Here is a 23,102-nt window from a genome sequence, read left to right as displayed (position 1 = left end):
CCGGTGCTTCCGCGGGTTTATTGCCCGAGGCCATGCGCAAGGGGTGTTTGAATACCTATCCGGCCCGCCTCATTTAACCCTTGTTAACCCTGCTTGAATTGACTGGACCAAACTGCACGATGCTCCCACGAGGCGTACGCCTAAGGTTGAGGACCCCGATGACGGCATCAGATGCGGGTACGCCGCCCTGGACTGGCCGGCTGACCGGAAGCGGCTCCGGGGTTTCCGTTCTGGTCGCAACCGCCATCGTCGTTGCCGACATGATCGGGGTCGGCGTCTTCACCAGCCTCGGTTTCCAGGTCAAGGACATCCCGTCCGGCTTCTCGATCCTGTTGCTGTGGACCGTCGGCGGCATCGTCGCGCTGTGCGGGGTGTTCTCCTACAGCGAGCTCGGGGCGATGTTTCCGCGCTCGAGCGGCGAGTACAATTTCCTCGGCCGCGCCTATCACCCCGCCTTCGGCTTCCTCGCAGGCTGGGTCTCGGCGACGGTCGGCTTCGCGGCGCCGGTCGCGCTCGCCGCGATGGCCTTCGGCGAATATGCCAAGTCGGTCGTGCCTGATCTGCCGCCGATCCCGCTTGCCATCGGCGTGGTGTGGCTGGTGTCGCTGGTGCAACTGACCGGCGTCAGGCACTCCTCGACTTTCCAGTTGATCTCGACCATCCTGAAGGTCGTGCTGATCGTGGCCTTTCTGGTCGCGGGCTTCATCATCGGCGTGCCGCAGCCGATCGCCTTCACGCCGCAGCCCGGCGACCTCGCGCACATCGTCAGCGCGCCTTTCGCGATCGGGCTGGTCTTCGTGATGTACTCGTTTTCGGGGTGGAATGCCGCGACCTACATCATCGGCGAGATGAACATGCCGCAGCGGGACCTGCCGCGCGCGCTGCTCGCAGGCACGCTGATCGTGCTCGTCCTCTATGTCGTGCTCAATGCGGTGTTTCTCTATTCCACGCCGGTCAGCTCGCTCGCCGGCCAGCTCGACGTCGCCAGCGTCGCCGGCAGCGCCATCTTCGGCGGCCTCGGCGGTCGGATCGTCGGCGCGATGATCTGTTTTGGCCTGATCTCCTCCATCAGCGCGATGATGTGGATCGGTCCGCGGGTGATGATGACGATGGGGGAGGATATTCCGGCCCTGCGCGTGTTCTCGAAGCGATCGGTGGGCGGTGCGCCAGCCTATGCCATCCTGTTTCAGCTCGCGGTCGCCAATCTGCTGCTGTTCACGCGCAGCTTCGAGGCGGTGCTCGACTTCATCCAGTTCGCGCTCTTGTTCTGCTCGTTCTTCACGGTCGCCGGCGTCATCAAGCTGCGCATCACCGATCCCGACCTGCCGCGGCCCTATCACGCCTGGGGATACCCGTTCACGCCGCTCATTTTCCTGCTCGTGACCGCGTTCATGATGTACTACCTGTTGACCGAGCGGCCGGTGCAGTCGCTGGCGGGGATGCTCGTCATGCTCTCGGGCCTGTTGATTTATGCCGTTTTCCGCAGGCGGCCGGTCGCCGCCGGCACGTCACACAATCGCGAATAGACATGTTTCGACCCATGAGAATTGCGGCCGTCGCTCTCGCCCTGCTGGCTGCGGCCGCCTCGTCCGTGCACGCCGCCGACGCAACCTTCGATGACTCCGCGCGCTTCCTTGCGGGCATGCAGCCTTCGGCGGATTCGCCGCTGGTGCCGCTCACGAAGGATCCGGGCTGGCAGCGCCACGCGAAATTCTTCGATGGCGCCTTCGCCCAGCTCGAGCAGCGCCAGCTCTCGAAGATCCGGAGCTGGGCCGACGTCAACCTGGCCGCACCCCGTCCGACCATGTTCTACATGTTCAGCGGTCCGGATTTCCTCTATGCCAATGCCTTCTATTCCAAGGCGAGCACTTATGTGCTCGGCGCGCTGGAGCCGGTCGGCGCGGTGCCCGACCTGACACGGCTGCCGCGCGGCTCGGTCGGTGCCGCGCTCTACAATGTCGAGCGCTCGCTCGGCTCGATCCTGAGCTTTTCCTTCTTCATCACCAAGCAGATGAAGGTCGATTTGCACACCAACCAGGTCAACGGCACCTTGCCGATCCTCTATGTCTTCCTGGTTCGCTCCGGCAAGACCATCCGCAATGTCGAGATGGTCGCGCTCGACGACAAGGGCGGGATCCATGTCGGCAACGACAATCCGGGACCGAACGCGACGCGCGGCGCCCGTATCACCTTCGCCGGCAGCGACGGCGAAGCGCGCACGCTGTATTATTTCTCGACCGATCTTTCCAACCCAGGTGCGCGCGCGGCGGGCTTCCTGAAGTTCTGCGGGACGCTCGGTCCCGGCAACAGCCTGATCAAGAGTGCGTCCTATCTCTTGCACTCCGGCAACTTCACCGTCGCGCGCGACTGGCTGCTCGCCAACAGTGCGACCATCATCCAGGACGATTCCGGCATTCCGCTCGCGAACTACAATACGCGGCAGTGGCGGTTCTTTCCGTTCGGCCGCTACCTCGGACCGATCAATGAATTCCCCGGCCGCTACCAGGAGCGTTACGCCGAGCTGTTCACGCGCGCCCAGCCGATCGATTTCGGCGTCGGCTACCGCTGGCGCATGCACGAGTCGAACCTGTTGCTGTTGGTGAGGGTGCCGGGGTCCGAGACGACGCCGGGTGCGGAGACCACCTCATCCGCCGAACCGGCGCCCAAACCACAGCGTCCGAAGCGGCCGCGTCCGCCCGAACCGGTGCCGCCGCCGGCACGCTTTTTCTGGTTACGGTAGAACTCGCCGACGTCAGCCCACCGGGCTCTGGGCCACGACGACCAGAACCTCGGCCTTCTGCCGGCCGAGGCTCCTGACCTCGTGAGGGGTCTCGCCTGAGAAGTACAGGCAGTCGCCCTTGCCGAGGACGAGATCTTCGCCGTCGAGCTTGATCGCAATCTTGCCGTTGACGACGAACAGCAGTTCCTCGCCTGCATGCGAGGCGCGCGTCGCCGATTTGTGCGGCGGGCTGAGGAGGAACGGCTCCATCATCTTGCGGGTGCGGCCGGTCGCCAGCGGGACCACGCCGAACGTGTCCTGAAACAGCGGCACGTTGCCGCCTTCGCGGCGGAACAGCGTATAGCGCGGTGCGGGCTCGGCGTTCGGGTCGAAGAAGTTCGCGACATTGACCTCGAGCGCGGCCGCCATCCGCAGCAGCGCTGCGAGCGAGGGGATCTTCAGGTTGCGTTCGACCAGCGAAATGTAGCCGCGCGTGAGGTCGCTCTGCCTGGCGAGTTGATCCAGCGTCAGGCCCTTGGCGATCCGCGCCTGACGGATATTGGCCCCGACGGCTGTCGCTTTGCTGACGTCAAGCACGCATGAGTCTCCTGAACTGCTGATGCCTCTTTTGCAACAGATGCCGGCCGACTGCCAGCCCGGCGGTCCGCACCGCGGGCGCGGGTCCCCCGACACCTGTATTCCAATGGAAAACTTATGCGCAGAAATTTCGAGCACAGCCGCGGATATTGTGAGCAGACAGGCTGGTATTTTGCAGAAGATCGCCGAAAAATGGTGCAAATGATGCGTATTGCCGCGATCCGCAGCATCTGCCGCGTTCTGCGTCGTTGATTTCCAACAGTAAACATGATCGATTTTACCGCCTTGGCTGCCGATGGGCTCCACGGACAGAACCAACTGCTTTCCCTGGCGCCGGTACTTTTTGGAGAGATCGATGACCGTAGCAGACGACGTCACCCTGAATGTAGCGCCGGACGAAGCGGCGAGCTTGCGACGGATCGTGTGGTCGAGCGTGATCGGCACCGCGGTCGAATGGTACGACTTCCTGATCTATGGCACGGCGACCGCGCTGGTCTTCAACAAGGTCTTCTTCGCCGCGGGCAACCCCACGCTCGCCACCATCGCGGCCTTCGGCACCTATGCGGTCGGGTTCCTGGCGCGGCCGCTGGGTGCGGCAATCTTCGGCCACTACGGCGACCGGGTCGGCCGCAAGGCGATGCTCGCGATCACGATCATGGTGATGGGCATCGGCACCTTCCTGATCGGCCTGCTTCCGACCTATCAGCAGATCGGCATCGCGGCGCCGTTGCTCCTGATCGGCCTGCGTTTTCTCCAGGGCATCGGCCTCGGCGGCGAATGGGGCGGGGCGGTGCTGATGGTGGTCGAGAATTGTTCGACGCATCGCCGCGGCCTGCTCGGCAGCATGGTGCAAGTCGGCAATCCCATCGGCAATCTCGCCGCGATCGGCATGTTCGCGCTGGTGGCGAGCCTGCCGGAAAGCGAGTTCATGGCTTACGGCTGGCGCATTCCTTTCCTGCTGTCGATCCTGCTGGTGGGCGTCGGCCTCTACATCCGCCTCAACATGGAGGAGACCGCCGCCTTCCGCCAGGTCCAGGCCAAGAAGGAGGTCGCGAGCCTGCCGGTGGTGGAGATCTTCAAGCACCATCGCAGGCCCTTCTTTACCGCGGTCGGACTGAAGATTTCGGAGATCGCCTATGCCAGCATCGGCGGCGTGTTCGTGATGTCGTACGCCACCGCCAATCTCGGCCTGTCGCGCTCGGTGGTGCTGAACGGCGCGTTCGCCGCCTCGCTGGTTGCGCTGATCGCCATTCCCTTATTCGGCTGGCTGTCCGATCTCCTCGGACGCAAGACGATGTTCTATGCGAGCTGCCTGTTCTCGGCGTTATTTGCCTTCCCGCTGTTCTGGCTGCTCGACACTCGCAATCCCACCATCGTCGTCTGCACCATCGTGATCGTGATCACCTTCGGCCAGATGGTGATGTTCGGCATCGGCGCGCCCTGGTACTCCGAGCTTTTCTCCGCGCGGCTGCGCTACAGCGGCGCCTCGCTCGGGTTTCAGGTCGGCGCGGCCCTCAGCGGCGGGTTGACGCCGCTGATTGCGGCCTCTCTGATGGCCTGGAGCGGCGGTGCAACCTGGCCGGTGTCGCTGCTGCTGATCGCCTGCGCCGTCGTCACCGCGACCGCGACCGCGTTTGCGCCGGAGATGGCGAACAAGGAACTGACCTGATCCCGCGGCGCGCCGCTTGTTGCGGCGCACCCATCACCTCTCGAGGGGAAATTGTCATGCTTGATATTGTCAGCGCCGGCCCGGCGCAGAGCGGCGCAGCACAGCTCGGCTGGACCGGCGTGGTCCGCTTCCTTCATCTTGCCCCGCGCGCGTTCCTGCCGATGCGCGCAGCGGAATCGATCACGCTTGTTGCCGGCAGAGGGATTGAAGGCGACCGCTACATGGTCGGCCGCGAGGAAGGTTTTTACTCGCACAAGCCCGAGGAGGGCCGCCAGGTCACCCTGTTCGAGCTCGAGACGCTGATCGCGCTCAAGCGTGATGCCGGCATTGAGCTCGGCCCCGAAGAGCACCGCCGCAACGTGACGGTCGAGGGCGTGCCGCTGAACCATCTGGTCGGGCGCCGCTTCTGGCTGGGCGAGACCTTGCTGGAAGCGACCCGGTTGTCGGTGCCGTGCCGGCACATCGAGGAGATCACCGGCAAGGCGATCTTCGATCCCCTGATCAATCGCTCGGGCCTCAACTGCAGGATCCTGCAAGGGGGCGCCGTCAGGCTCGGCGACACCGTGCGGAACGCAGCATGAAGTTGCGTCCGATCACGACGATCAAGACGGTGGTCGCCGGCATCGAAGAGGCTGGCGCCGGGATAAAGCTGTTCACGCTGACGGATCCCGATCAATGGGAATTGCCGCCCTTCAAGCCCGGAGCGCATATCGATCTGCACCTGCCGAACGGTCTCGTCCGCACCTATTCGCTGTGCAACGAGCCCGCCGACAACACGCGCTATGTCATCGCGGTGAAGCGCGAGGCCGATGGACGCGGCGGCTCGCGTACGCTTCACGACGAGATCAGGATTGGCGAGGTCATCGGCGTCTCGCTGCCGCGCGGCGGGCTGGAGCCGGGCGGGCAGATTGTGCGCCATGTGTTCGTCGCAGGCGGCATCGGCGTGACGCCGTTCCTGTCGATGGCGCGGCACCTCGCACGAACGGGGGATGCCGACTTCACGCTGCATCTGATCGTGCGCGAGGAGGTGCCGCTTGCGTCTCACCTGGCGCCCTTGATCGATCAAGGTCGCATCGTCGTGCATTGCACGTCCCGGGGAGGACGTCCGGATCTTGCGGCGCTGGTTGGGGAGAGCGCAGCCGAGACGCTGGTGGCCTGCTGCGGGCCGGAAAGCATGATCGGCGATTTCGAGCGCGTGACCGCAGCGTGGCCGGCGGCGAATGTTCATATCGAGCGCTTCGTCGCGAAGCCACCGGCCGTCGACCCCGACGCGAAGCCGTTCACGTTGGCTCTGGCGCGCTCGGGAACCGAAATCCCGGTTCGCGCGGGCCAGAGCATGCTGGCCGCCTTGCAGGAAGCAGGTGTCGACATCGCGACGTCGTGCTGCGGCGGCATCTGCGGTGCCTGCAAGGTGGGGTGGCTCGAGGGCAAGCCCGTACACCGCGACCGCATCCTGTCGCCGTACGAGCGCGAACGCTATCTCATGGTCTGCGTCGGCGGATCGGACGCTGATCGGCTGGTGCTGGATCTCTGACGTCTGGCCTACCAGTGCACGCTCTGGCTTGGCACGATGAACGCCGTCGTGCTTGGCGGCGTGGCCAAGCTCATCGCCAGATACCAGCCGGAACCGATAACCAGCACCAGCAGCGCGATGATGGCGAGCATGTCGAGGGTCCTGGGGTCGTGATGCCCCCTGGAGCCGAGATTTGGGCCAGGCCTGAAGCGGAAATGAGGGCTGATTTTCCAGCGCATTGTTGTTTCCTCCCGGGGGAGCATCAGAACAATGCGCGCGGTGAGTTCAGGTTCCACTCAACGCCGCGTAAGCATGCGCAAAGCACTGCAGCATGCTTACGCGGCGTTGACTCCGCGCCACCGGCCGTAACGCCAGGGCAAGTACCAGCGTGCACCCTGTGGCCCGGTCAGGGGTACGTTGTCGATGCCCGAGGTGCCGAAGGGGTTGCAGCGGAGCAGGCGCGCGAGCGTCATCCAGCCGCCGGCCCACAGTCCGAACCGCTCGATCGCCTCGTCGCCATAGACCGAGCAGGTCGGCAGGTGCCGGCAATTGTAGCCAACCAGCGGCGAGAGCGTGTGGCGGTAGAGCCAGATCAGAGCGCGGCCGAATCTGCGCGGCAGCCGGAGCGCACCCGCGACGGGATTGGAGCAATGCTCGCAGGCTGAATGCTTCATGGGCGCTTTGCTGCGATCGTGGGCGAGGTTTTGCGCGGTTCCGGCGCAGGGAACCTTAAGCTGTTGTTTGCGCGCCATATTTTGCATGGTTTTTGGGAGCAGTGCAGCAAGTACCTATGGACGATCTGTATTCCCACGGATACCATTTTTGTGACGTTCATGTGAGACTCACTGGAACGTCAGAGCGGGACTTGCCTGAATCGGCTCGAACTTAAAGGCTTGGGCTTAAAGCTTGGGGCTTGGGGAAGGGACCAGTTTGAAACTTCTGAAGTCGCTCAATCTTCGCGGCTGGTTGCTGGTGGGAACCGCCGCTTGTGGAGTCGTGTTGGCTGGCGCCGTCGCGACACTCGGGTCGTCAGCCCGAGCCGGTGCTGCCCTCGAAGAGCGCAAGCTGCCGATGAAGTTCAACTGGATCGCCTGCGAGCCGAATTGCCGCGGTTGGGTCAGCGCGGTCGGCATCATCACCGCTGATACGCCCAGAGATTTCGAGGAGTTTTCGCGTGGACGCCAGCTCGGCGGCGCCACCGTGGTGCTCGATTCCAGCGGCGGTTCCGTCAACGACGCCATCACGCTCGGCCGCCGCTTCCGCAATCTCGGACTTCTGACCACGGTCGGGGTCAGCGTTCAGAGCCGCGGCGGGCAGACGGTCCGTGCGGCGGTCGCGCCTGAGGCCTATTGCGAATCCATGTGCGTGTTCCTGCTGCTGGCCGGCAAGAAGCGCTACGTGCCGGAGGCGGCGCATGTGCGGGTCCACCAGATCTGGATGGGCGATCGCGCCGACGACGCCAAGGCGGCGAGCTACAGCGCGCAGGACCTGATGATCGTTGAGCGCGACATCGGCCGGCTTGCCAAATACACCTTCGACATGGGCGGCGCCGGCGACCTGCTGTCGCTCGCGCTCAGCATCCCGCCGTGGGAAGATCTGCACGAGCTCGACACCGGCGAGCTCAAGCTCACCAATCTCGTGACGACCGATCTCGTGGCCGACGTGCTGCCCCATGTGGATATCTCCGCCCCGGCCATGGTGGAGCTTGCACCGAAGACGCAGGCCAGGTTCGGTTCGGAACCGGAGCATCCGGCCAAGTCGACCAAGACGGCGGAAGCCCTGGTGCCGACGGGTGGCGTGGTGGCGACGCCGGGGGCGGCGTCGCAGAAGTAGCCTCAGATCCCTGATTTCATTTTCGGGCGCTGAAGCGACGCCCCCGGAATCAGCTTTGTGCCGAGGCCGGCTGCCTGGCCTTCGCCTCGATCTGGCCGATGGCATCGACCACGGCATCGAAGGTCAGGAGCGTCGAGGCATGGCGCGCCTTGTAGTCGCGAACCGGCTCGAGGAACTTGATCTCTTCCCATTTGCCTTGAGGAGGCAAGCCGTTCTCCTTCAGCATCTTGCGAACGGTTTCGCGTAACTCACGGAGTTCACTCGCAGTCGAGCCGACCACGTGACTTGCCATGATGGATGAGGAGGCCTGTCCCAGCGCGCAGGCCTTCACGTCGTGCGCGAAGTCCGTGACCCTGTCGCCCTCCATCTTGAGGTCGATCTTCACGGTCGAGCCACACAATTTGGAGTGGGCGGTCGCAGTGGCGTCGGGATCCGACAGCCGCCCGAGGCGCGGAATATTCCCGGCCAGCTCGATGATCCGCTTGTTATAGATGTCGTTCAGCATGTGATGGAGTCCAGCACTTCCTCGCCCGATCGGCCTTGGCGGGCGGCGTCCACGGTCCTATATAGGGACGGAACTGGCGGAAAAACAGTCCAGCGGCGTGCCGGCGGTGATCCAGAACCTCGCGGCTGGCGTTACCAGCAGGCCTTTTTCGCCGATATTGTTCTGTTCAGGCGTCCGGCGGCTTCGCCGCCCCGTCTGCCGGTGACACTCCGGCCGCAAGGCCGTCGAACGGAGTCGATATGGACGCTGCAATCAAATCCATCCGCCCCAACAAACCTTCCGACAAGCAGACCGAGGGCCGCCCCGCGGAGCTTGATCCTGCCGAATTCCTCGCCGCCGCCGTCCGCGCCGACCAGCCGCGCCCCGCGCGCGCCGAAGCCGAGCAGGCGGTCAAGACGCTGCTCGCCTATATCGGCGAGAACACCCAGCGCGAAGGCTTGCTGGACACGCCGCGTCGCGTGGTCGAGGCTTTCGACGAACTCTATCAGGGCTACCACCAGTGTCCGGCCGAGGTGCTCGACCGCACGTTCGGCGAGACCGCCGGCTACGACGATTTCGTGCTGGTGCGCGACATCGAGTTCACCTCGCAGTGCGAGCATCACATGATGCCGTTCTACGGCAAGGCGCACATCGCCTACACGCCGGTGGAACGCGTGGTCGGCCTGTCCAAGCTTGCCCGCCTGACCGACATCTTCGCCCGCAGGCTCCAGACCCAGGAGCATCTGACCGCGCAGATCGCGGCCGCCATTGATGAGGTGCTGAAGCCCCGCGGCGTTGCCGTGCTGATCGAAGCCGAGCATACCTGCATGTCGGTGCGCGGCGTCGCCAAGCATGGCGCCTCCACCTTCACCAGCCGATTCACCGGAATGTTCCGCGACAATCCGGCGGAGCAGGCCCGCTTCCTGTCCCTCGTGCGAGGCCTGCAGCGCTGACCTCGCGAATAAATTGGCGAGGTTACTGTGTCCGCTCACTCCCATGAGACCGAGGAAGGGCTTTCCTTCCTGCCGCGGTTCGACGCAAGCGGCCTCGTGACGGTCGTTGCGACCGACGTCGCTACCGGCGACGTGCTGATGGTTGCCCACATGAATGATGAGGCGCTGCGCAAGACGATTGCGACCGGCGAAGCCTGGTACTTCAGCCGTTCGCGCAATGCCTTGTGGCGAAAAGGTGAGACCTCGGGTCAGACCCAGCGCGTGGTCGAGATCCGCACCGATTGCGACCAGGATGCAGTCTGGCTCCGGGTCGAGCAGATCGGCGCGGCATGTCATACCGGGCGGCGGTCATGCTTCTATCGCAAGGTCGAGGCTGATGGCGGCGGTGCCAGGCTTGTCTTTGTCGATGCGAGCAGGCTGTTCGATCCGGACGTGGTCTACAAGAAATAGCCCTGCCGTCATCCGGGTTCGTGCTTCGCGCGCCCGGAACGGGTGCGAGAGCCGAATTAACCCCGCATTAACCATACCTGTCCCACGGTGAGAGACGACAGGCGCCGAATTGCCGGCGCTCTCAACGCCGCGCGGGGCGGGCACTTCATCATGTCGGTCGACAATTCCAGTGCCTCTCAGACGGCGGTTCTCGATCCGTCGCGGGCCCGCGTCGCCGGTGCGATCAAGCAGGCCTCGAACATCACCGGCGTCAGCTTCCAGTACATGCTGACCACCGCCAAGATGGAATCGGATTTCGATGCCGCGGCGGGAGCCACTACCTCGTCGGCGCACGGGCTCTACCAGTTCATCGACCAGACCTGGCTCGGCACGGTGAAGGAGGCTGGCACCCAGCTCGGCTACGGCAATTATTCCGACGCCATCTCCAGGACCTCGTCGGGTGGCTACACCGTCGATGATCCCGCCATGAAGCGGTCGATCATGAAGCTGCGCGACGACCCGGAAGCGGCCTCCAGCATGGCGGCAGCGCTGACGCAGTCGAACAGCTTCAAGCTCACCGGGCTGCTCGGCCGCAGGCCGAGCGACAGCGAACTCTACATGGCGCATTTCATGGGCGTCGGAGGCGCGGCGAAATTGATCGCCAATGCCGAGGACAATCCGCAAGCGGTCGGCGCGCGGTTGTTTCCCAACGCTGCATCCGCCAATCGCTCGATCTTCTACGCCAAGGACGGCCGCGCGCGCAGCGTGTCCGAGGTCTATTCGGTGCTGGACGCGCGCTACGCCAGTGCGGCAAATTCGAAAACCACCCGAAGCGCGATGGCCATGTACGGCGGCGCTCCGTCGACCACGCAGGTCGCAAGTGCCAACGGCGTGCAGCCTGCAGCGCCGGTGATCGACAATGCCGCCTATCTCCAGACCTTTCCGAACACGCGCGCCGTGACGCCCGTCAGCGCGGTGTCGTCGACGACGGTCGCGGACAATGCGCCGAGCACGCCGGCGTTTCGCTCGATCTATCAGCCCGGCGATGCCACGCAGCCGGTCTCGACGACTGTGCAGACATTGTGGGGCAACAATGCCTCGCTCACCGCGGCCGCATCAGCGACGCCGGATGTGCGGCCGCCGCAGCCGCTCGATCTCTTCAGCGATCGCAGCGGGACGTTCTCAAGCTAGTCCATGCTCTCGTCTCGCAGGCACCGCGGGACCGAGCCGGGCCAGTGAAAGCGCTTTTGTTCCCTTAACAAAACGTCAATAAAACCAGCCAGTTATGGTGAACGCTTTGTTAAGCGTCGTGGTTTATTTTGTGTTGCGGGTGACAAGCCGTCACCGTTTTCGTTGGGTTGCGTAAGCCGGAAGCCCCATGATCGTTCGGCAGTTCATCAATTGGATCAGGACGGCGCCCGCCGGCGAGCGGGCCGAGGCAACACGGGCGTTGGCCCGGGCCTGGCTGATCTCGGATCTTTCCACAGACGACCGCATCGCCGCCGAAGGCGCGCTGCTGATGCTGCTCGACGATCCCTCGCCGCTGGTGCGGCAGGCGATGGCCGAGGCGTTCGCGCGCAGCACCGACGCGCCGGCATCGATCGTGCGGGCGCTCTCGGCGGACCAGCCGACCGTCGCGCTGCCCGTGCTCGAACATTCTCCGCTGCTGATCGACGCCGATCTCGTCGATATCGTCGCGACCGGCAACGACGAGGTGCAATGCGCGGTCGCGCGCCGCATCGCGCTACCGGTTTCCGTCTGCGCCGCCATCGCCGAAGTCGGCTGCGCGGCGGCAGCGCTCGAGCTGATCGAAAATCCCCACGCCGAGCTCGCGCCGTTCTCATGGGACCGTATCGTCGAGCGTCACGGCCATCTTGCCGCGATCCGCGAGGCGATGCTGGTGCTGGAGGATCTGCCGTCTGCCACGCGCGCCGCGCTGGTGGCAAAACTCTCCGAGACACTGGCGCAGTTCGTCGTGGCGCGGAACTGGCTGAGCGCGGATCGGGCCGAGCGCATAGCGATCGAGGCGCGTGACCGCTCCACCATGAACATCGCGGCGCGCTCGCGCGGCGAGGACATGCAGGGTCTGGTGCGCCACCTGCGCATCACCGGCCAGCTCACCGCGGGGCTTATCCTGCGCGCGCTGCTGTCGAGTAATCTCGACCTGTTCGACGCGGCCCTGGCCGAACTCGCCGATCTGCCGTTGGCGCGCGTGTCCGCATTGCTGCACGATCGCGGCGGCAGCAGCCTGCACGCGCTGCTCCGACGCGCCGGCCTTCCCGAGGCGACGTTTGCGGCGTTCCAGGTGGCGCTCGATGCCTGCCACGAGCAAGGTTTTGTCGATACCGACGACGGCGCGGCGCGGCTGCGCCGCCGCATGGTCGAGCGCGTGCTCACCCATTGCGAGACCGACCACGGCGCGACCGAACCGCTGATGGTCCTGCTGCGCCGCTTCGCCACCGAATCCGCGCGCGACGAGGCGAGGGTGTTCTGCGACGAGCTCGCCGCGGACGAGGCGATCGACCCGGTATACGGCGATCTGATCGCGGCATAATACAACGTCTGCGATGGGGCAGGCCGGAAGATACAAACTCCGTCATTGCGAGCGCAGCGAAGCAATGCAGAATCCCTCGGTGGGGACAGTCCGGATTGCTTCGCTACGCTCGTAATGACGCGAGGAGAAAGTCGGGCCCTTATGCCGCGGGCATGATGCTCGGCGCCAGGATCGCCTCGAGATGCTCGGGGCGGTCGCGATTGACGTGGGCGAGATAGTCGTCGGCGACCTTGCGCAGGCGACGGCTGAGCTCGGCGGAGACGCTGATGCTGTCGAGCTTGGTGTTCTCGTGCACGATGGCGAGGATGGCGTTGATGTGGTGCGTGAACAGCTCGGCCGGCACCTTCTCGAGGTCGGGGGCGTGCTCGATGACGCGGCACAGGCTCTCGGCAATTCCCGCCGCCGCCGGGTAGCCGAAGGTCGCGGCATCGCCCTTGATGTCGTGCGCGGCGCGAAACAGCTCGTCGCGCCTGTCCTTGCTGAAGCCGTCGTGCCGGACGGCGACGTAGGCGGCCGACAGCCGGGCGACCTCGGTCGCCATCCAGTCCTTGAACTCGCTGGAGAGGCCCGCGAGCGCCTGCTCGGCGTGGCCGACCGGATCGTCCATGTCCTTCTCTTCGACTCGGCGCATGACCTTGCGCAGCGGGTTGGGCTGCGTGATGACCTGATGCGTGGCGAAGGCCGTGACCTCGATGTCCCTTGCGCTGTTCTTCGCCATGATGTCGGCCTCGATCGTGAGAGACGTTGCGCTAGATGGAGGAGCGGGCCTTGTCGAGCAGCGAGGGCTGCTGCAGCACCTCGTGCTTTTCGCCGACGCGGCGCTCGGGGCCCATATAGGCGGAGTTGGTGTTGCGGCGCCGGTCCGGGCCGAAATAGGTCTTGGTCTTGATGAAGGGGCGGGGACTGGCGACCACGTTGAGGATGCGCTGGTAGAGTCCCTTGGCCGAGATCGGCTTGGCCAGGAATTCGGTGACGCCGGCATCGCGCGCCACCGTGACGCGGCGCTTCTCGGAATGGCCGGTCAGCATGATGATCGGCGCGTAGGGATTGCCCTTGGATTCCGGCTGCCGGATCATCTGCGCAAGCTCGAGCCCGTCGAAGATCGGCATCGCCCAGTCGGTGATGACGATGTCGGGCACGTAATGGCTGTACATTTCCAGTGCGGTCGCGCCGTCCTCGGCCTCGTAGACTTCGCGCGCGCCGAAGGAATGCAGCAGCGTCCGCAGGATGCGGCGCATGTGCGGATTGTCGTCACAGACGAGGAAGCGCAGCTTGTTGAAATCGATGCGGAACATTGAGCCCGGGCCGAAGCGGTCAAGTTTCGTTAACCATATCTCGCCGGGAGTTAATGAAGGGTTGCGATTGGCCGCCTGGCCAGGCGCTCAGGAACCGAACTGCTCGCGCAGAATGCGCTCTTCCAGGCTGTGACCGGGGTCGAACAGCATGCGCATCGAGATGGTCTTGTCGGACAGCACCTCGACGCGGCGGACGTCGCGCACCTCGTCGTGGTCGGCGACCGCCGCCACGGGCCGCTTGTCGCCCTCCAGCACCTCGATGACGACATAGGCGGTGTTCGGCAGCAGCGCGCCGCGCCAGCGGCGCGGCCGGAAGGCGCTGATCGGCGTCAGCGCCAGGAGAGCGGCGTTGATCGGCAGGATCGGGCCCTGGGCGGACAGATTGTAGGCGGTCGAGCCGGCCGGCGTCGCCACCATGATGCCGTCGGCGATCAGCTCGGACATGCGCTCGCGCTCGTCGATCAGGATACGCAGGCGCGCGGCCTGGTAGGTCTGCCGGAACAGGGCGACCTCGTTGATGGCGTGATGCAAATGGACGCGGTCGTTGACGTCGGTCGCGCGCATCAGGAGCGGGTGGATTTCGGATTCCTGAGCCGCCTCGAGCCGGGCCCGTAGGTCGACCGTCGAGTACTCGTTCATCAGGAAGCCGACGGTGCCGCGGTGCATGCCATAGATCGGCTTTCCCGAGTGCATGTTCTGGTGCAGCGTCTGGAGCATGAGCCCGTCGCCGCCAAGCGCGACGACGACGTCGGCTTGCTTCGGGTCGCAATTGCCGAAGTCCCTGGTGAGCTGGCCGAAGGCGGCTTGGGCCTCGCTGCTCGGGCTGGCGACGAAGGCGATCCGGTCGTATCGCGCTGGCTTTGTCATGGCTTCCGGGCAGGGCCGCTGGCTGGAGAAAGTTCCGCCGCGCTCGTCTATACGACCTGGGCCTCGATTGTCGAGGATGACCACCGGTCAAGGCAAACGGGCGACTGCCCATCCCGATTCAGGAGCAGAACCGGGCCGATTTGTGCCCGATGAGCCTCTCCGGGCGCCGCAGCACCGGCGATCCGCCAAACAGTCGCAATTCTGCGCTAGCCTTACGATCCGCACCGGTTCTCGCAGCCGGGCAGGGAGAACGAACATGGTCACGAGCATGCTCCGCCGCGCCACCCTGGTGCTGGCGGTATTGGCTTTCGCCCTCGCGGGATTTGCGCACGCGGACGATCCGCCGCAGCCGCGCGCCGAGGCGGCCGCGTCAGCCGGACAAAAGGGCGGACGTGGCGGCGGCGCGCAAAACGCGGCACCGACTTCATCGTCGGCCGCCGAGCTGCATCGTCTCCCCCCGGATTCGACCACGAAGCAGACGCTCGAACTGCCCGGCCGCACCCTCAGCTTCGCCGCGACCGCCGGCTCTATCCGCGTGTTTGACGGCAAGGGTGAGCCGCTCGCCGACATCGCCTATACGTCCTATGAGCTCGACGGCGCCGACCGCGCGACGCGTCCGGTGACGTTCCTGTTCAACGGCGGGCCTGGCGCCTCCTCGGCATGGCTCCAGTTCGGCGCTGCGGGTCCGTGGCGGCTGCCGCTCGATGGCGAGGCTCTGTCGCCGTCGGCCTCGCCCGAGGTGAAGCCGAACGCGGAGACCTGGCTCGACTTCACCGATCTCGTCTTCATCGATCCCGTCAGCACCGGTTACAGCCGCTTCGTCGCGAGCGGCGAAGACGCGCGAAAATCGTTCTACTCCGTCGACGGCGACGTCAATTCGATCGCGCTGGTGATCCGCCGCTGGCTGGAGAAGCACGATCGGCTGACCTCGCCGAAATACGTCGCGGGCGAAAGCTACGGCGGCATTCGCGGGCCGAAAGTGGTGCGCCAGTTGCAGATCCAGCACGGCGTCGGTGTCAGGGGATTGATCCTGGTGTCGCCGCTGCTGGACTTCCGCGAGTTCACCGGCACCAGCCTCCTGCAATATGTCGCGACGCTGCCGAGCTATGTGGCGGTCGCGCGTGAAGCCAAAGGACTGGTCACGGGACCTGTGAAGCGCGCCGATCTCGCCGACGTCGAGGCCTATGCGCGCGGCGAATTCCTGGTCGACCTCGTCAAGGGCGAAGCCGACAAGGAGGCCACCAATCGCCTCGCGGACAAGGTCGCCGGGCTCACCGGCATCGACCAGGCGGTGAGCCGCCGGCTTGCCGGCCGCTTCGACGTCGGTGAATTCCGCCGCGAGTTCGACCGCAAGCAGGGCAAGGTGACTGGACGCTACGACGCCTCGGTGCGCGGCTACGACCCCTATCCGGATTCGAGCAGCTCGCGGTTCGGCGATCCCTCGGGCGATGCGCTCCAGGCGCCGCTGACGAGTGCCGCGGTCGATTTGCTGACGCGCAGGCTCAACTGGCGGCCGGACGGCTCCTACGAGGTCCTGAACGGCGCTGTCGAAGGCCACTGGGATTTCGGCCGCGGCATCAACCCGCCGCAGTCGGTCTCCGAGCTGCGCCAGATCCTCGCGACGGATGCGAAGCTGAACGTGCTGGTCGCGCACGGTCTGTTCGATCTTGCCACGCCGTATTTCGGATCGAAGCGCGTGCTCGACCAGTTGCCCGCCTTCGCGACCCAGCGGGTCAAGTTCGTCGTCTATCCCGGCGGCCACATGTTCTATTCGCGCGACGGTTCGCGGCAGGAGTTCCGGAGCGAGGTCGAGGCGCTGATCAGGGAGTAGGCCGACGCTTGCGCGGCGGATATCTCCGCGCGATCTCGCGCGCGACGACTTTGGCCGGCTTCACATTGGCGCCGGCGATCCAGATGTCGCTGACCTTGCCGCGCTGGTCGCGCACGCGGCGCACCGGCTCGCCGTGGCTGGAGTAGCCGGCGGCCCAGGCGAGCGTGCCGGTGTCGCGGCCGGTGACCTCGATCTCGGCGGCATCCATGAACGGATTGTTGAACTGGGGATTGGCGACCAGCACGCGGTTGCCGATCGGCACGAGGTCGCTCGCGCCCCAGATCGTCCACCAGCGTCCGGTCCAGTCGCGCACGCGCCGGGCGGGTGCGCCGCGGCTCTGGAAGACGCGCAGGATCTGCATCGCGCCATCCATCCAGAACGGCGCCGCGCCGTCGATGGAGTTGCTGAGGATGCTGATCGCGAGCTCGCAAGACGGGATGGAGCAGGTCCGGGAGATGTAACCCTGGAAGCCGCCGCCATGGCCGAACCAATCCCAGCCCTCGGTCTTGCCGGCGTTGACGCCAAGGCCGTAATAGCCTTCGAAGGTTTGCGGGATGCGCCAATGGTTTCGCGTCATCTCGCGGCGGCTCGCGACCGACAGCACGCTCTTTTTCGCATTGGGGGCGAGCTGCGCGAAGAAGCGGGCCGTGTCGCCGGCGGTGGCGACGAAGCCCGCGGCTGACGCCATGGCATGCGCGGGATTGTCGCCGGGGATGACGCATCGCTCTCCCAGCGGCACTTTTCGCGTGTGGCCGCGCGCGAAAGCCGCGCCTTTGGGCAGCGGAGCGTCCGGCTCGGTCTCGCGAAGCCCTGCGGGCTCGATGATCTCGCGTCTGATCCAGACCGGGTAGGGCTCTTTCGTCACCGCTTCAATCACGAGGCCGATCAGGCCAAAACCGTGATTGGAGTATTTGAAGCGCGTACCGGGCTCGATCGCGGTGGGTTGCTTCAGCTCTGCGAGCAGCTCCTTGGCGTCGAGATAGGGACGGCTGTCGATGAACTGGCCGGAATCGGCGCCGTCACGCGTCAGTCCCGCGCTGTGCGAGAGCACCTGTGCCATCGTCGTCTCGGCGACGCGGGGATGCAGGCCGCCGACATATTGGCCGATCGTGTCGTCGAGCCTGAGCTTGCGCTGCTCGCGCAGCTTCACGATTCCGGCGGCGGTGAAGCTCTTGGAGTGCGAAGCGATGCGGAAGCGGTGGCGCGGGGTGAGCTTCTCGCCGGTGTCGAGATTGGCGAGGCCGAACGCATGCTCGGCGACGACCTCGCCGCGATGGGCGAATGCAACGATGACGCCCGGCTGCTGGATTGTCGTTAACTGGAATTCGATCCAGGAGCCGATGTAGTCGATCGCGGATCGCAGCCACGGGTCCATTGCGCACCAATTTGCGAGAAGATTGATGCGAGAGGCTAGCCGAGAAAGCAGAACGGGCACAACCCCGAGGTTGTGCCCGTTCGCTTCGTTCGAAGATGTGACGTCTAGTAGACGAGGGTCGCACCGGTCGGCTTGTCGAGCGCGGCGGCGAGCGAACGATACTCGGAGCTGTCGGCGCCGGCGAGCGAGGCGATCTTGTTCAGATGATATTGCGCCTGTTCGCGGTTGCCCTGCTCGAGCTGCCAGAGGCCGTAATACTGCCAGGTGCGGACGTGGTTCGGATCGTCCTTCAGCGCCAGCTCGTAATAGACCTTCGACGACTGGTAGTCGCCGAGCTTGCGATAGGAGTAGCCGATCAAATTGGCGACGTCGGCGACGTCGTCACGCTTGAGCGACTTCAACTGGTTGATCGCGCCGGTGTAGTCGTGGCTGTCGTAGATCGTGGTGTAGGCGGTGCGATAGGCCGCGAGGAATTTGGGATCGCTGATGGAGGAGCTCTTCTTCTTGCCCTTCTTGGTCGAGGTATCGGATTTCGGTGGCGAAGAGGGCTCGTCGCTGCCCGCGGCATAAGCGCTGGTCAGCACCGGCGCCGCTGCCAACGACACGGCGACAAGTCCCGGCACAAGAAGCATTGAGAGTTTGCGCATCTAAGTTCTCCCGTATGGAACGTGGCGATCCTACACGATTGCCCAAAGACCGGAACACCCGTCGGGCAAAAACATTCCCGGCATCCCGGCCTATTCGCCCTGCGGGCGGATGACAAACTTGTCATCCAGATGAACGGAAGCCTGCTGCGGGCTTCAGATTGGGTTCAGTGCGTGCCCTCTAGGCTCCGACCTACGATCGAAGGGTAGGCGAGAGGGCGCCCGCCTCAAGATCCTTCCAAGAGGAGACGAACCATGTTGAAGACCATTTCCGCAGCCTTGCTCGCAGTTTCCGTGATCGCAGCTCCGGCCTTCGCCGCCGAGGCCGGCAAGACCACCACGACCGCGCCGGTGATCAAGGCGGACCAGAGCCAGGCCAAGATGTCGACCACCGCCGCGAAACCCGACGCCGGCGTCAAGGCTGACGCCAAGGTGGATACCAAGTCGAAGGCGATGAACGCCAATGCCGCGGTCACGCCCGACGAGCACAAGACCGTGCGCGCGCACCGTCATCACCACAAGCATCTGTCGGCCAAGAAGTCGCCGAAGGCGCAGCCGGACGTGACCAAGCCGGCGACCGTCGAGAAGCGCAGCTAACGCCTGATCCCGCGCGGCGGCATCCCATTGCCCGCCGCCGTGTGTGGATTCAGGTCCGACCCGTCGTCTCGGCGCCCGTGCGAAAGCGGACGTCGGCGGCGGGCCGGTGCGTTGTGCGCGAGCCCTGCCGGCAGGAGCGAATTCCCTTCCCGCAACCTTGGGGCTAGAACGTCTTCCGAGTCTGATTGAGCGGAGAGCGCGACCGGTGGGGCGATTGGCTAAACGTGCGGTGAGCTTGGCATTGATCCTGGTATTGCCGTTGGCGCTCGCGGCATGTTTCGGCAGCGACGGGGACCGTCCAACCCTGATGGAGGGGACGCAGGCCGGCGGGCCACAGCCGTTCCCCGACAATTTCCGCAGCGATACGCTGGCCCTGATGCGCAGCTATCTGAACAATCCCGTCGGCGTGCGGGACGCCGGCATGGCCGAACCGGTGCTGCGCGAGGTTGGCGGCCGGCAGTTCTACGTCAGCTGCCTGCACTTCACGCCACGCGAGACTGACGGCACCTACAAGGCCATGCGGGAGCGCGCGGTCATCTTCGTCAACGGCCGGGCGGACCGCGTCGCCGATCGCACGAGCGAGCAGTGCGCGGGCGCGGTTTACGCACCCTTTCCGGAACTGGAAAAGATGACGCGGTAGCGCAAAGCCCGCCTTCATCGCCTGGTGGTAGGACAGAGGCCGCCGGCGCCGTGGATCACATTTCGGCGAGCCTTGAACGGGGTGATTTGACCTTGCGACAAATTGTTACGGCAGGTTTTGGGCGGACGACAAAATGAGTCGGCACAAGGCCACGTGATGGAACAAAATCGCGTTGTTGCCGCTCCGTCACAGTCACGAACGATCAACGTTCCGGCATCGCCGCGAAGCAACCCAATTCACGCCACGTTGTTTCCTGAGTGTCGTAATTGAAAGAACGGGGATGATGATGAAAACGATTTTGCTGGGTGCAGCTGCCCTGCTTGTGCTGGCGGCGCCGGCCGCAGCAGCCGACATGCAGCCGCGCACCTACACCAAGGCTCCGGCCTATACGCCGCCTCAGGTGATCTACAACTGGACCGGTTTCTACATCGGCGGCCATGTCGGCGGCGCCTTCGCCGGCGACGGCACCTTCCAGTCGAGCGACGCGCGCTTCCTGGGGGGTGTCCAGGGCGGCTTCGACTATCAGTTCGCGCCCAATTGGGTGGTGGGCATCGAGGCCCAGTATTCCTGGCTGCCGACCAACAACAACGGCGTCACGTTCCCGCTGGGTACGCAGGTAACGTCCAACACCGATCAGATCGGTTCGGTGACCGGCCGCATCGGCTACACCTGGGGACCGGCGCTGGTCTACGCCAAGGGCGGTTACGCCTGGCGCAACAACAGCCTGGGCGTCAACGTCGCGGGCGTGCCGCAGACATTCACCACCACGGGCAACAGCAAGGACGGGTATACCGTTGGCGCCGGCCTCGAGTACATGTTTGCGCCGAGCTGGTCGGCCAAGGCCGAATACCAGTACTACAACTTTGGCAGCACGACCTTCACCTCCACCTCCGGTCCGCCCGATGTCATCGGCGTTCGCGGCCGGGAGGACGAACATACCGTCAAGGTCGGTGTGAACTACCGCTTCGGCTGGGGCGGTCCGGCAGCATCGCGCTACTGACGCGTCGCCAGCGACCACGATCTGCCAAAGGCCGGCTCACACCGGCCTTTGGCTTGCCGCCCGGTTTGCCAGCCGTCTGTTTGTATTGCGTGAACCATCTGGCGCGTCATTTGCAAGCAAACGTTCCGGCGCGCGCTTTCTCACGCGCGTCATGGAGCTTGGGTAAAGCAAAAATAATTTTTGCCGCTTACGGAACTCGCGCTCCGGAACGCGTTATATGAGAACCGGGCTGGTGGGACGACGGACATGCGTATCTTGGTGTCGGCAGTGGTGGTCTTGTGCTTTGTCTCTCTGCCGTGTTCTGCCCAAACAATCCTCAAAATCGAGCCTCTGATGCTGGCACCCTATGAGGTGGCCTTCGTCAAGGACGCCTCTTGTCCCTCCGGGAAGGTGCTGAAGGTCACCGGCGCGATCCGTGGGCTGCACCGGCGGAAGGCCTGCGTGGCCCTGGCGGGCGAGCAGGCCTCGCTGGCGACCGCGACGCCCTGAGCCCCCGTCGGCTTTGACTTCCGGCTTCGGGCCGGATCCTACGAATTCAGCTCAAGCTCCATCCGGGACTGGCGATCGGCCTCGGCCTTGTTCTTGGCGGGGTCCTCGCCCTGCGCGGCGCGGCAGGGCTTGATCTCATAATCATTGTCGAGCACCCGGCGTGGCCCGGCGCGGTCGTCGTCGGCGATGACGTCCACGACCAGACCGCTCCGTTGCGCGATCTTCCAGACGTCGGACTCGCTTGGATAGGCCTTGCTGATCTGGGCGTCGTTGCAGAACAGGGCGTAGGGCATTCTTCCCGCTCCCGGAAAGCCCCTTAACGACTTCAAAGGGCTTGGGGTTCCGGCCGGCGGACCGATCACGCGGCCGTGATCAGGAGTGCGTGGGTTATGAGTCCTTAACGACTCCTGAATCCCGAAAAAAAGAATCCCCGGGACTCATTTGGCGGAATCAGCGGATGTTTTCGGCCATGACGAGCGACCTGAAAACCTCCTGCGGGCACATGCTCCTGCCGTTGACGCTGGCGCTGTTAGGTGCCTGCGCGGCCAATCTCTGGCTGGTGTGGTCCTGGCTGTAGGCCCTGGCGGGCGGTCCGGCTCTACTTTTCGGCCGGCGGGCCGGGCGAGACATCTAGGATGGCGGCGCGCAGCTTGGTCAGGGTGGCCGCGCAATATTCCTCGCGCTCGCGCTCGAACCGTTCCTGATGCTTGCGGAAATTGGCGATGCGGGCCTGCATCTCGGTTCGGAAGTCGTAGCCCGCGCGCGGCGGTGGGAGAAGCGAGGGCTGCGGCGGCGGAGCGGGCCGCTCGGACTCGTCGACGGACTTCGTATCGACGGACTTGGTATCGACGGACCTGGCGGAGACGATCTCCACCGGCGCGGCGGGTGCAGCCGTCGGGATCCCCAGCTGATGGAGGTCATCCTTTTTGCCGGTTACCGATTGGACGAAAGCCATCGTCTGCGCGATCAGCTCGTCGCGTTCCCTGATCCACTTCATTGGTGCACCTTTGCTGTGGCTATTCCAGCAAAGCCGGCCGGCCAAATCAAGAAGATGTCCGGTGGGGATTGCATATTTTTCCCGCCCGCCCGACAGTGGGGGATGGATGCCAAAGCGGACCATTCGGACGAAGCGATGGGCCTGAGGCTCGTCCGCGCGTTCCTGTTGCTGTCGCCCGACAAACGGGCGGAGGTGATCGCGTTCGCGGAGGAATTGGCGCGCGCCCAACGCCGTCCCGATGAGGCCGCGGAAGTCTCGCCGAGGTGAGCGCTACCGCTCTCGCGGATTGAGGTTGGGCTCGAACGGCGCCCCGACCACCCGAACCGGCGTCGGAGCGGTCACGTCGATCGCCGCCCTCTCAGCCATCTGCCTTGCCGGAGCGGGCCCGGGTGCCGGTTCGAGCAGCGCAACTGCGCCGGCCAAGGCGCCGCAGCACAGCGTCACCGTCGCCAGCAGAAACATGTTTCGGTTTTCTTCCCTGATCCGCATGGGCCGACAACTGCCGACGCCGGCGACCGGTTCCGGCCGCCGATGCCTGATTGCGCCCTGAAAACAGGCTGAAGCTGACGCAAAGCTTACGCCAAAACTCCAATTGGTTAGTTTTCCGTAAGACTAC

At 64.9% G+C, this 23,102-nt stretch carries 27 protein-coding genes; 15 read left to right on the top strand and 12 right to left on the bottom strand.

Features of this window, described 5'->3' with window-relative positions; all coding sequences use genetic code 11:
* The first annotated feature begins 158 nt into the window (after positions 1–158).
* Together NR187_RS23430 and NR187_RS23425 are read left to right on the top strand one after the other, a co-directional pair.
* Positions 159–1,526 carry an APC family permease gene (locus tag NR187_RS23430; RefSeq protein ID WP_211386849.1) on the top strand — a complete coding sequence of 456 codons (1,368 nt, stop codon included), beginning with the start codon at positions 159–161 and terminating at the stop codon, positions 1,524–1,526.
* A gap of 14 nt (positions 1,527–1,540) precedes the next feature.
* Positions 1,541–2,740, top strand: a complete 1,200-nt coding sequence (locus NR187_RS23425; RefSeq protein ID WP_256807820.1) for a hypothetical protein — start codon at positions 1,541–1,543, stop codon at positions 2,738–2,740.
* Between the two features lie 12 nt (positions 2,741–2,752).
* Here NR187_RS23425 and NR187_RS23420 read toward each other — a convergent pair whose 3' ends face one another.
* On the bottom strand, positions 2,753–3,316 hold the full coding sequence (locus NR187_RS23420; RefSeq protein ID WP_211386851.1) for a helix-turn-helix domain-containing protein: 564 nt from the start codon (positions 3,314–3,316) through the stop codon (positions 2,753–2,755).
* Between the two features lie 355 nt (positions 3,317–3,671).
* Between NR187_RS23420 and NR187_RS23415 the strand changes: the two genes are divergently transcribed.
* From NR187_RS23415 to NR187_RS23405, 3 genes are read left to right on the top strand one after another with little or no spacing between them, the layout of a single operon-like run.
* On the top strand, positions 3,672–4,985 hold the full coding sequence (locus tag NR187_RS23415) for an MFS transporter (RefSeq protein WP_256807819.1): 1,314 nt from the start codon (positions 3,672–3,674) through the stop codon (positions 4,983–4,985).
* 56 nt (positions 4,986–5,041) lie between these two features.
* The gene (locus tag NR187_RS23410) at positions 5,042–5,566 is read left to right on the top strand and encodes an MOSC domain-containing protein (RefSeq protein ID WP_211386853.1); all 525 of its coding nucleotides are present in this window, start codon (positions 5,042–5,044) and stop codon (positions 5,564–5,566) included.
* Positions 5,563–6,519, top strand: a complete 957-nt coding sequence (locus tag NR187_RS23405; RefSeq protein WP_256807818.1) for a PDR/VanB family oxidoreductase — start codon at positions 5,563–5,565, stop codon at positions 6,517–6,519. Before NR187_RS23410 ends, NR187_RS23405 begins: the two co-directional genes overlap by 4 nt.
* Before the next feature lie 8 nt (positions 6,520–6,527).
* Here the strand turns inward: NR187_RS23405 and NR187_RS23400 are convergent, their stop codons facing one another.
* The gene (locus NR187_RS23400; protein WP_256807817.1) at positions 6,528–6,737 is read right to left on the bottom strand and encodes a hypothetical protein; all 210 of its coding nucleotides are present in this window, start codon (positions 6,735–6,737) and stop codon (positions 6,528–6,530) included.
* A gap of 96 nt (positions 6,738–6,833) precedes the next feature.
* Positions 6,834–7,172: a membrane protein insertion efficiency factor YidD gene (gene yidD, locus NR187_RS23395; RefSeq protein WP_256807816.1), complete on the bottom strand. Its 339-nt coding sequence runs from the start codon at positions 7,170–7,172 to the stop codon at positions 6,834–6,836.
* Positions 7,173–7,428: 256 nt separating this feature from the next.
* Between yidD and NR187_RS23390 the strand changes: the two genes are divergently transcribed.
* The gene (locus NR187_RS23390) at positions 7,429–8,331 is read left to right on the top strand and encodes a hypothetical protein (protein ID WP_256807815.1); all 903 of its coding nucleotides are present in this window, start codon (positions 7,429–7,431) and stop codon (positions 8,329–8,331) included.
* Positions 8,332–8,380: 49 nt separating this feature from the next.
* On the opposite strand, the gene NR187_RS23385 is transcribed toward NR187_RS23390, so the two are convergent.
* Positions 8,381–8,836, bottom strand: coding sequence for an iron-sulfur cluster assembly scaffold protein (locus NR187_RS23385; protein WP_211386858.1), 456 nt, complete (start codon positions 8,834–8,836; stop codon positions 8,381–8,383).
* A gap of 239 nt (positions 8,837–9,075) precedes the next feature.
* Between NR187_RS23385 and folE the strand changes: the two genes are divergently transcribed.
* The 4 genes from folE to NR187_RS23365 all read left to right on the top strand — a co-directional run bounded on the left by folE (position 9,076) and on the right by NR187_RS23365 (position 12,751).
* Positions 9,076–9,768: a GTP cyclohydrolase I FolE gene (folE, locus tag NR187_RS23380; RefSeq protein WP_211386859.1), complete on the top strand. Its 693-nt coding sequence runs from the start codon at positions 9,076–9,078 to the stop codon at positions 9,766–9,768.
* A 27-nt stretch (positions 9,769–9,795) separates the two neighbouring features.
* Complete coding sequence (hisI, locus tag NR187_RS23375; protein WP_256807813.1) at positions 9,796–10,218, top strand: phosphoribosyl-AMP cyclohydrolase; 423 nt, start codon at positions 9,796–9,798, stop codon at positions 10,216–10,218.
* Between the two features lie 108 nt (positions 10,219–10,326).
* On the top strand, positions 10,327–11,388 hold the full coding sequence (locus NR187_RS23370; protein WP_211386933.1) for a lytic transglycosylase domain-containing protein: 1,062 nt from the start codon (positions 10,327–10,329) through the stop codon (positions 11,386–11,388).
* A gap of 187 nt (positions 11,389–11,575) precedes the next feature.
* Complete coding sequence (locus NR187_RS23365) at positions 11,576–12,751, top strand: DUF2336 domain-containing protein (protein WP_256807812.1); 1,176 nt, start codon at positions 11,576–11,578, stop codon at positions 12,749–12,751.
* Between the two features lie 139 nt (positions 12,752–12,890).
* Here the strand turns inward: NR187_RS23365 and NR187_RS23360 are convergent, their stop codons facing one another.
* From NR187_RS23360 to NR187_RS23350, 3 genes are all read right to left on the bottom strand, one after another.
* Positions 12,891–13,469 (bottom strand): Hpt domain-containing protein, encoded by a 579-nt coding sequence (locus NR187_RS23360; RefSeq protein ID WP_256807811.1) that lies wholly within the window; start codon positions 13,467–13,469, stop codon positions 12,891–12,893.
* Positions 13,470–13,500: 31 nt separating this feature from the next.
* Complete coding sequence (locus tag NR187_RS23355) at positions 13,501–14,046, bottom strand: response regulator (RefSeq protein WP_008133731.1); 546 nt, start codon at positions 14,044–14,046, stop codon at positions 13,501–13,503.
* Between the two features lie 87 nt (positions 14,047–14,133).
* Positions 14,134–14,913, bottom strand: coding sequence for an NAD kinase (locus tag NR187_RS23350; RefSeq protein ID WP_211386863.1), 780 nt, complete (start codon positions 14,911–14,913; stop codon positions 14,134–14,136).
* 256 nt (positions 14,914–15,169) lie between these two features.
* On the opposite strand from NR187_RS23350, the gene NR187_RS23345 reads away from it, so the two are divergent.
* Positions 15,170–16,744: a S10 family peptidase gene (locus NR187_RS23345; protein WP_211386864.1), complete on the top strand. Its 1,575-nt coding sequence runs from the start codon at positions 15,170–15,172 to the stop codon at positions 16,742–16,744.
* On the opposite strand, the gene NR187_RS23340 is transcribed toward NR187_RS23345, so the two are convergent.
* Positions 16,734–18,119 carry a serine hydrolase gene (locus NR187_RS23340; RefSeq protein ID WP_211386865.1) on the bottom strand — a complete coding sequence of 462 codons (1,386 nt, stop codon included), beginning with the start codon at positions 18,117–18,119 and terminating at the stop codon, positions 16,734–16,736. The genes NR187_RS23345 and NR187_RS23340 overlap by 11 nt on opposite strands.
* A gap of 104 nt (positions 18,120–18,223) precedes the next feature.
* A complete protein-coding gene (locus tag NR187_RS23335) occupies positions 18,224–18,766 on the bottom strand; it encodes a lipopolysaccharide assembly protein LapB (RefSeq protein WP_211386866.1) in 543 nt (180 codons plus the stop codon).
* A 252-nt stretch (positions 18,767–19,018) separates the two neighbouring features.
* Between NR187_RS23335 and NR187_RS23330 the strand changes: the two genes are divergently transcribed.
* The 4 genes from NR187_RS23330 to NR187_RS34915 all read left to right on the top strand — a co-directional run bounded on the left by NR187_RS23330 (position 19,019) and on the right by NR187_RS34915 (position 21,489).
* Positions 19,019–19,360, top strand: a complete 342-nt coding sequence (locus NR187_RS23330) for a His-rich protein BRANT (RefSeq protein ID WP_211386867.1) — start codon at positions 19,019–19,021, stop codon at positions 19,358–19,360.
* A 244-nt stretch (positions 19,361–19,604) separates the two neighbouring features.
* A complete protein-coding gene (locus NR187_RS23325; protein ID WP_211386934.1) occupies positions 19,605–20,000 on the top strand; it encodes a hypothetical protein in 396 nt (131 codons plus the stop codon).
* A 286-nt stretch (positions 20,001–20,286) separates the two neighbouring features.
* A complete protein-coding gene (locus NR187_RS23320) occupies positions 20,287–21,000 on the top strand; it encodes an outer membrane protein (protein ID WP_211386868.1) in 714 nt (237 codons plus the stop codon).
* A 246-nt stretch (positions 21,001–21,246) separates the two neighbouring features.
* Positions 21,247–21,489, top strand: a complete 243-nt coding sequence (locus tag NR187_RS34915) for a DUF6719 family protein (protein ID WP_211386869.1) — start codon at positions 21,247–21,249, stop codon at positions 21,487–21,489.
* A 38-nt stretch (positions 21,490–21,527) separates the two neighbouring features.
* Here NR187_RS34915 and NR187_RS23310 read toward each other — a convergent pair whose 3' ends face one another.
* The 3 genes from NR187_RS23310 to NR187_RS23300 all read right to left on the bottom strand — a co-directional run bounded on the left by NR187_RS23310 (position 21,528) and on the right by NR187_RS23300 (position 22,948).
* Positions 21,528–21,782: a hypothetical protein gene (locus NR187_RS23310; protein ID WP_256807808.1), complete on the bottom strand. Its 255-nt coding sequence runs from the start codon at positions 21,780–21,782 to the stop codon at positions 21,528–21,530.
* Positions 21,783–22,087: 305 nt separating this feature from the next.
* Positions 22,088–22,486, bottom strand: coding sequence for a hypothetical protein (locus NR187_RS23305; protein ID WP_211386935.1), 399 nt, complete (start codon positions 22,484–22,486; stop codon positions 22,088–22,090).
* 270 nt (positions 22,487–22,756) lie between these two features.
* Positions 22,757–22,948, bottom strand: coding sequence for a hypothetical protein (locus NR187_RS23300; RefSeq protein ID WP_256807807.1), 192 nt, complete (start codon positions 22,946–22,948; stop codon positions 22,757–22,759).
* Positions 22,949–23,102: the final 154 nt, after the last annotated feature.

The organism is Bradyrhizobium sp. Bra64 (assembly GCF_024519875.1).
GTDB lineage: Bacteria > Pseudomonadota > Alphaproteobacteria > Rhizobiales > Xanthobacteraceae > Bradyrhizobium > Bradyrhizobium japonicum_G.
Note: the sequence above shows the minus strand (reverse complement) of the source record. Positions and strands in the feature narration are given on the sequence as shown.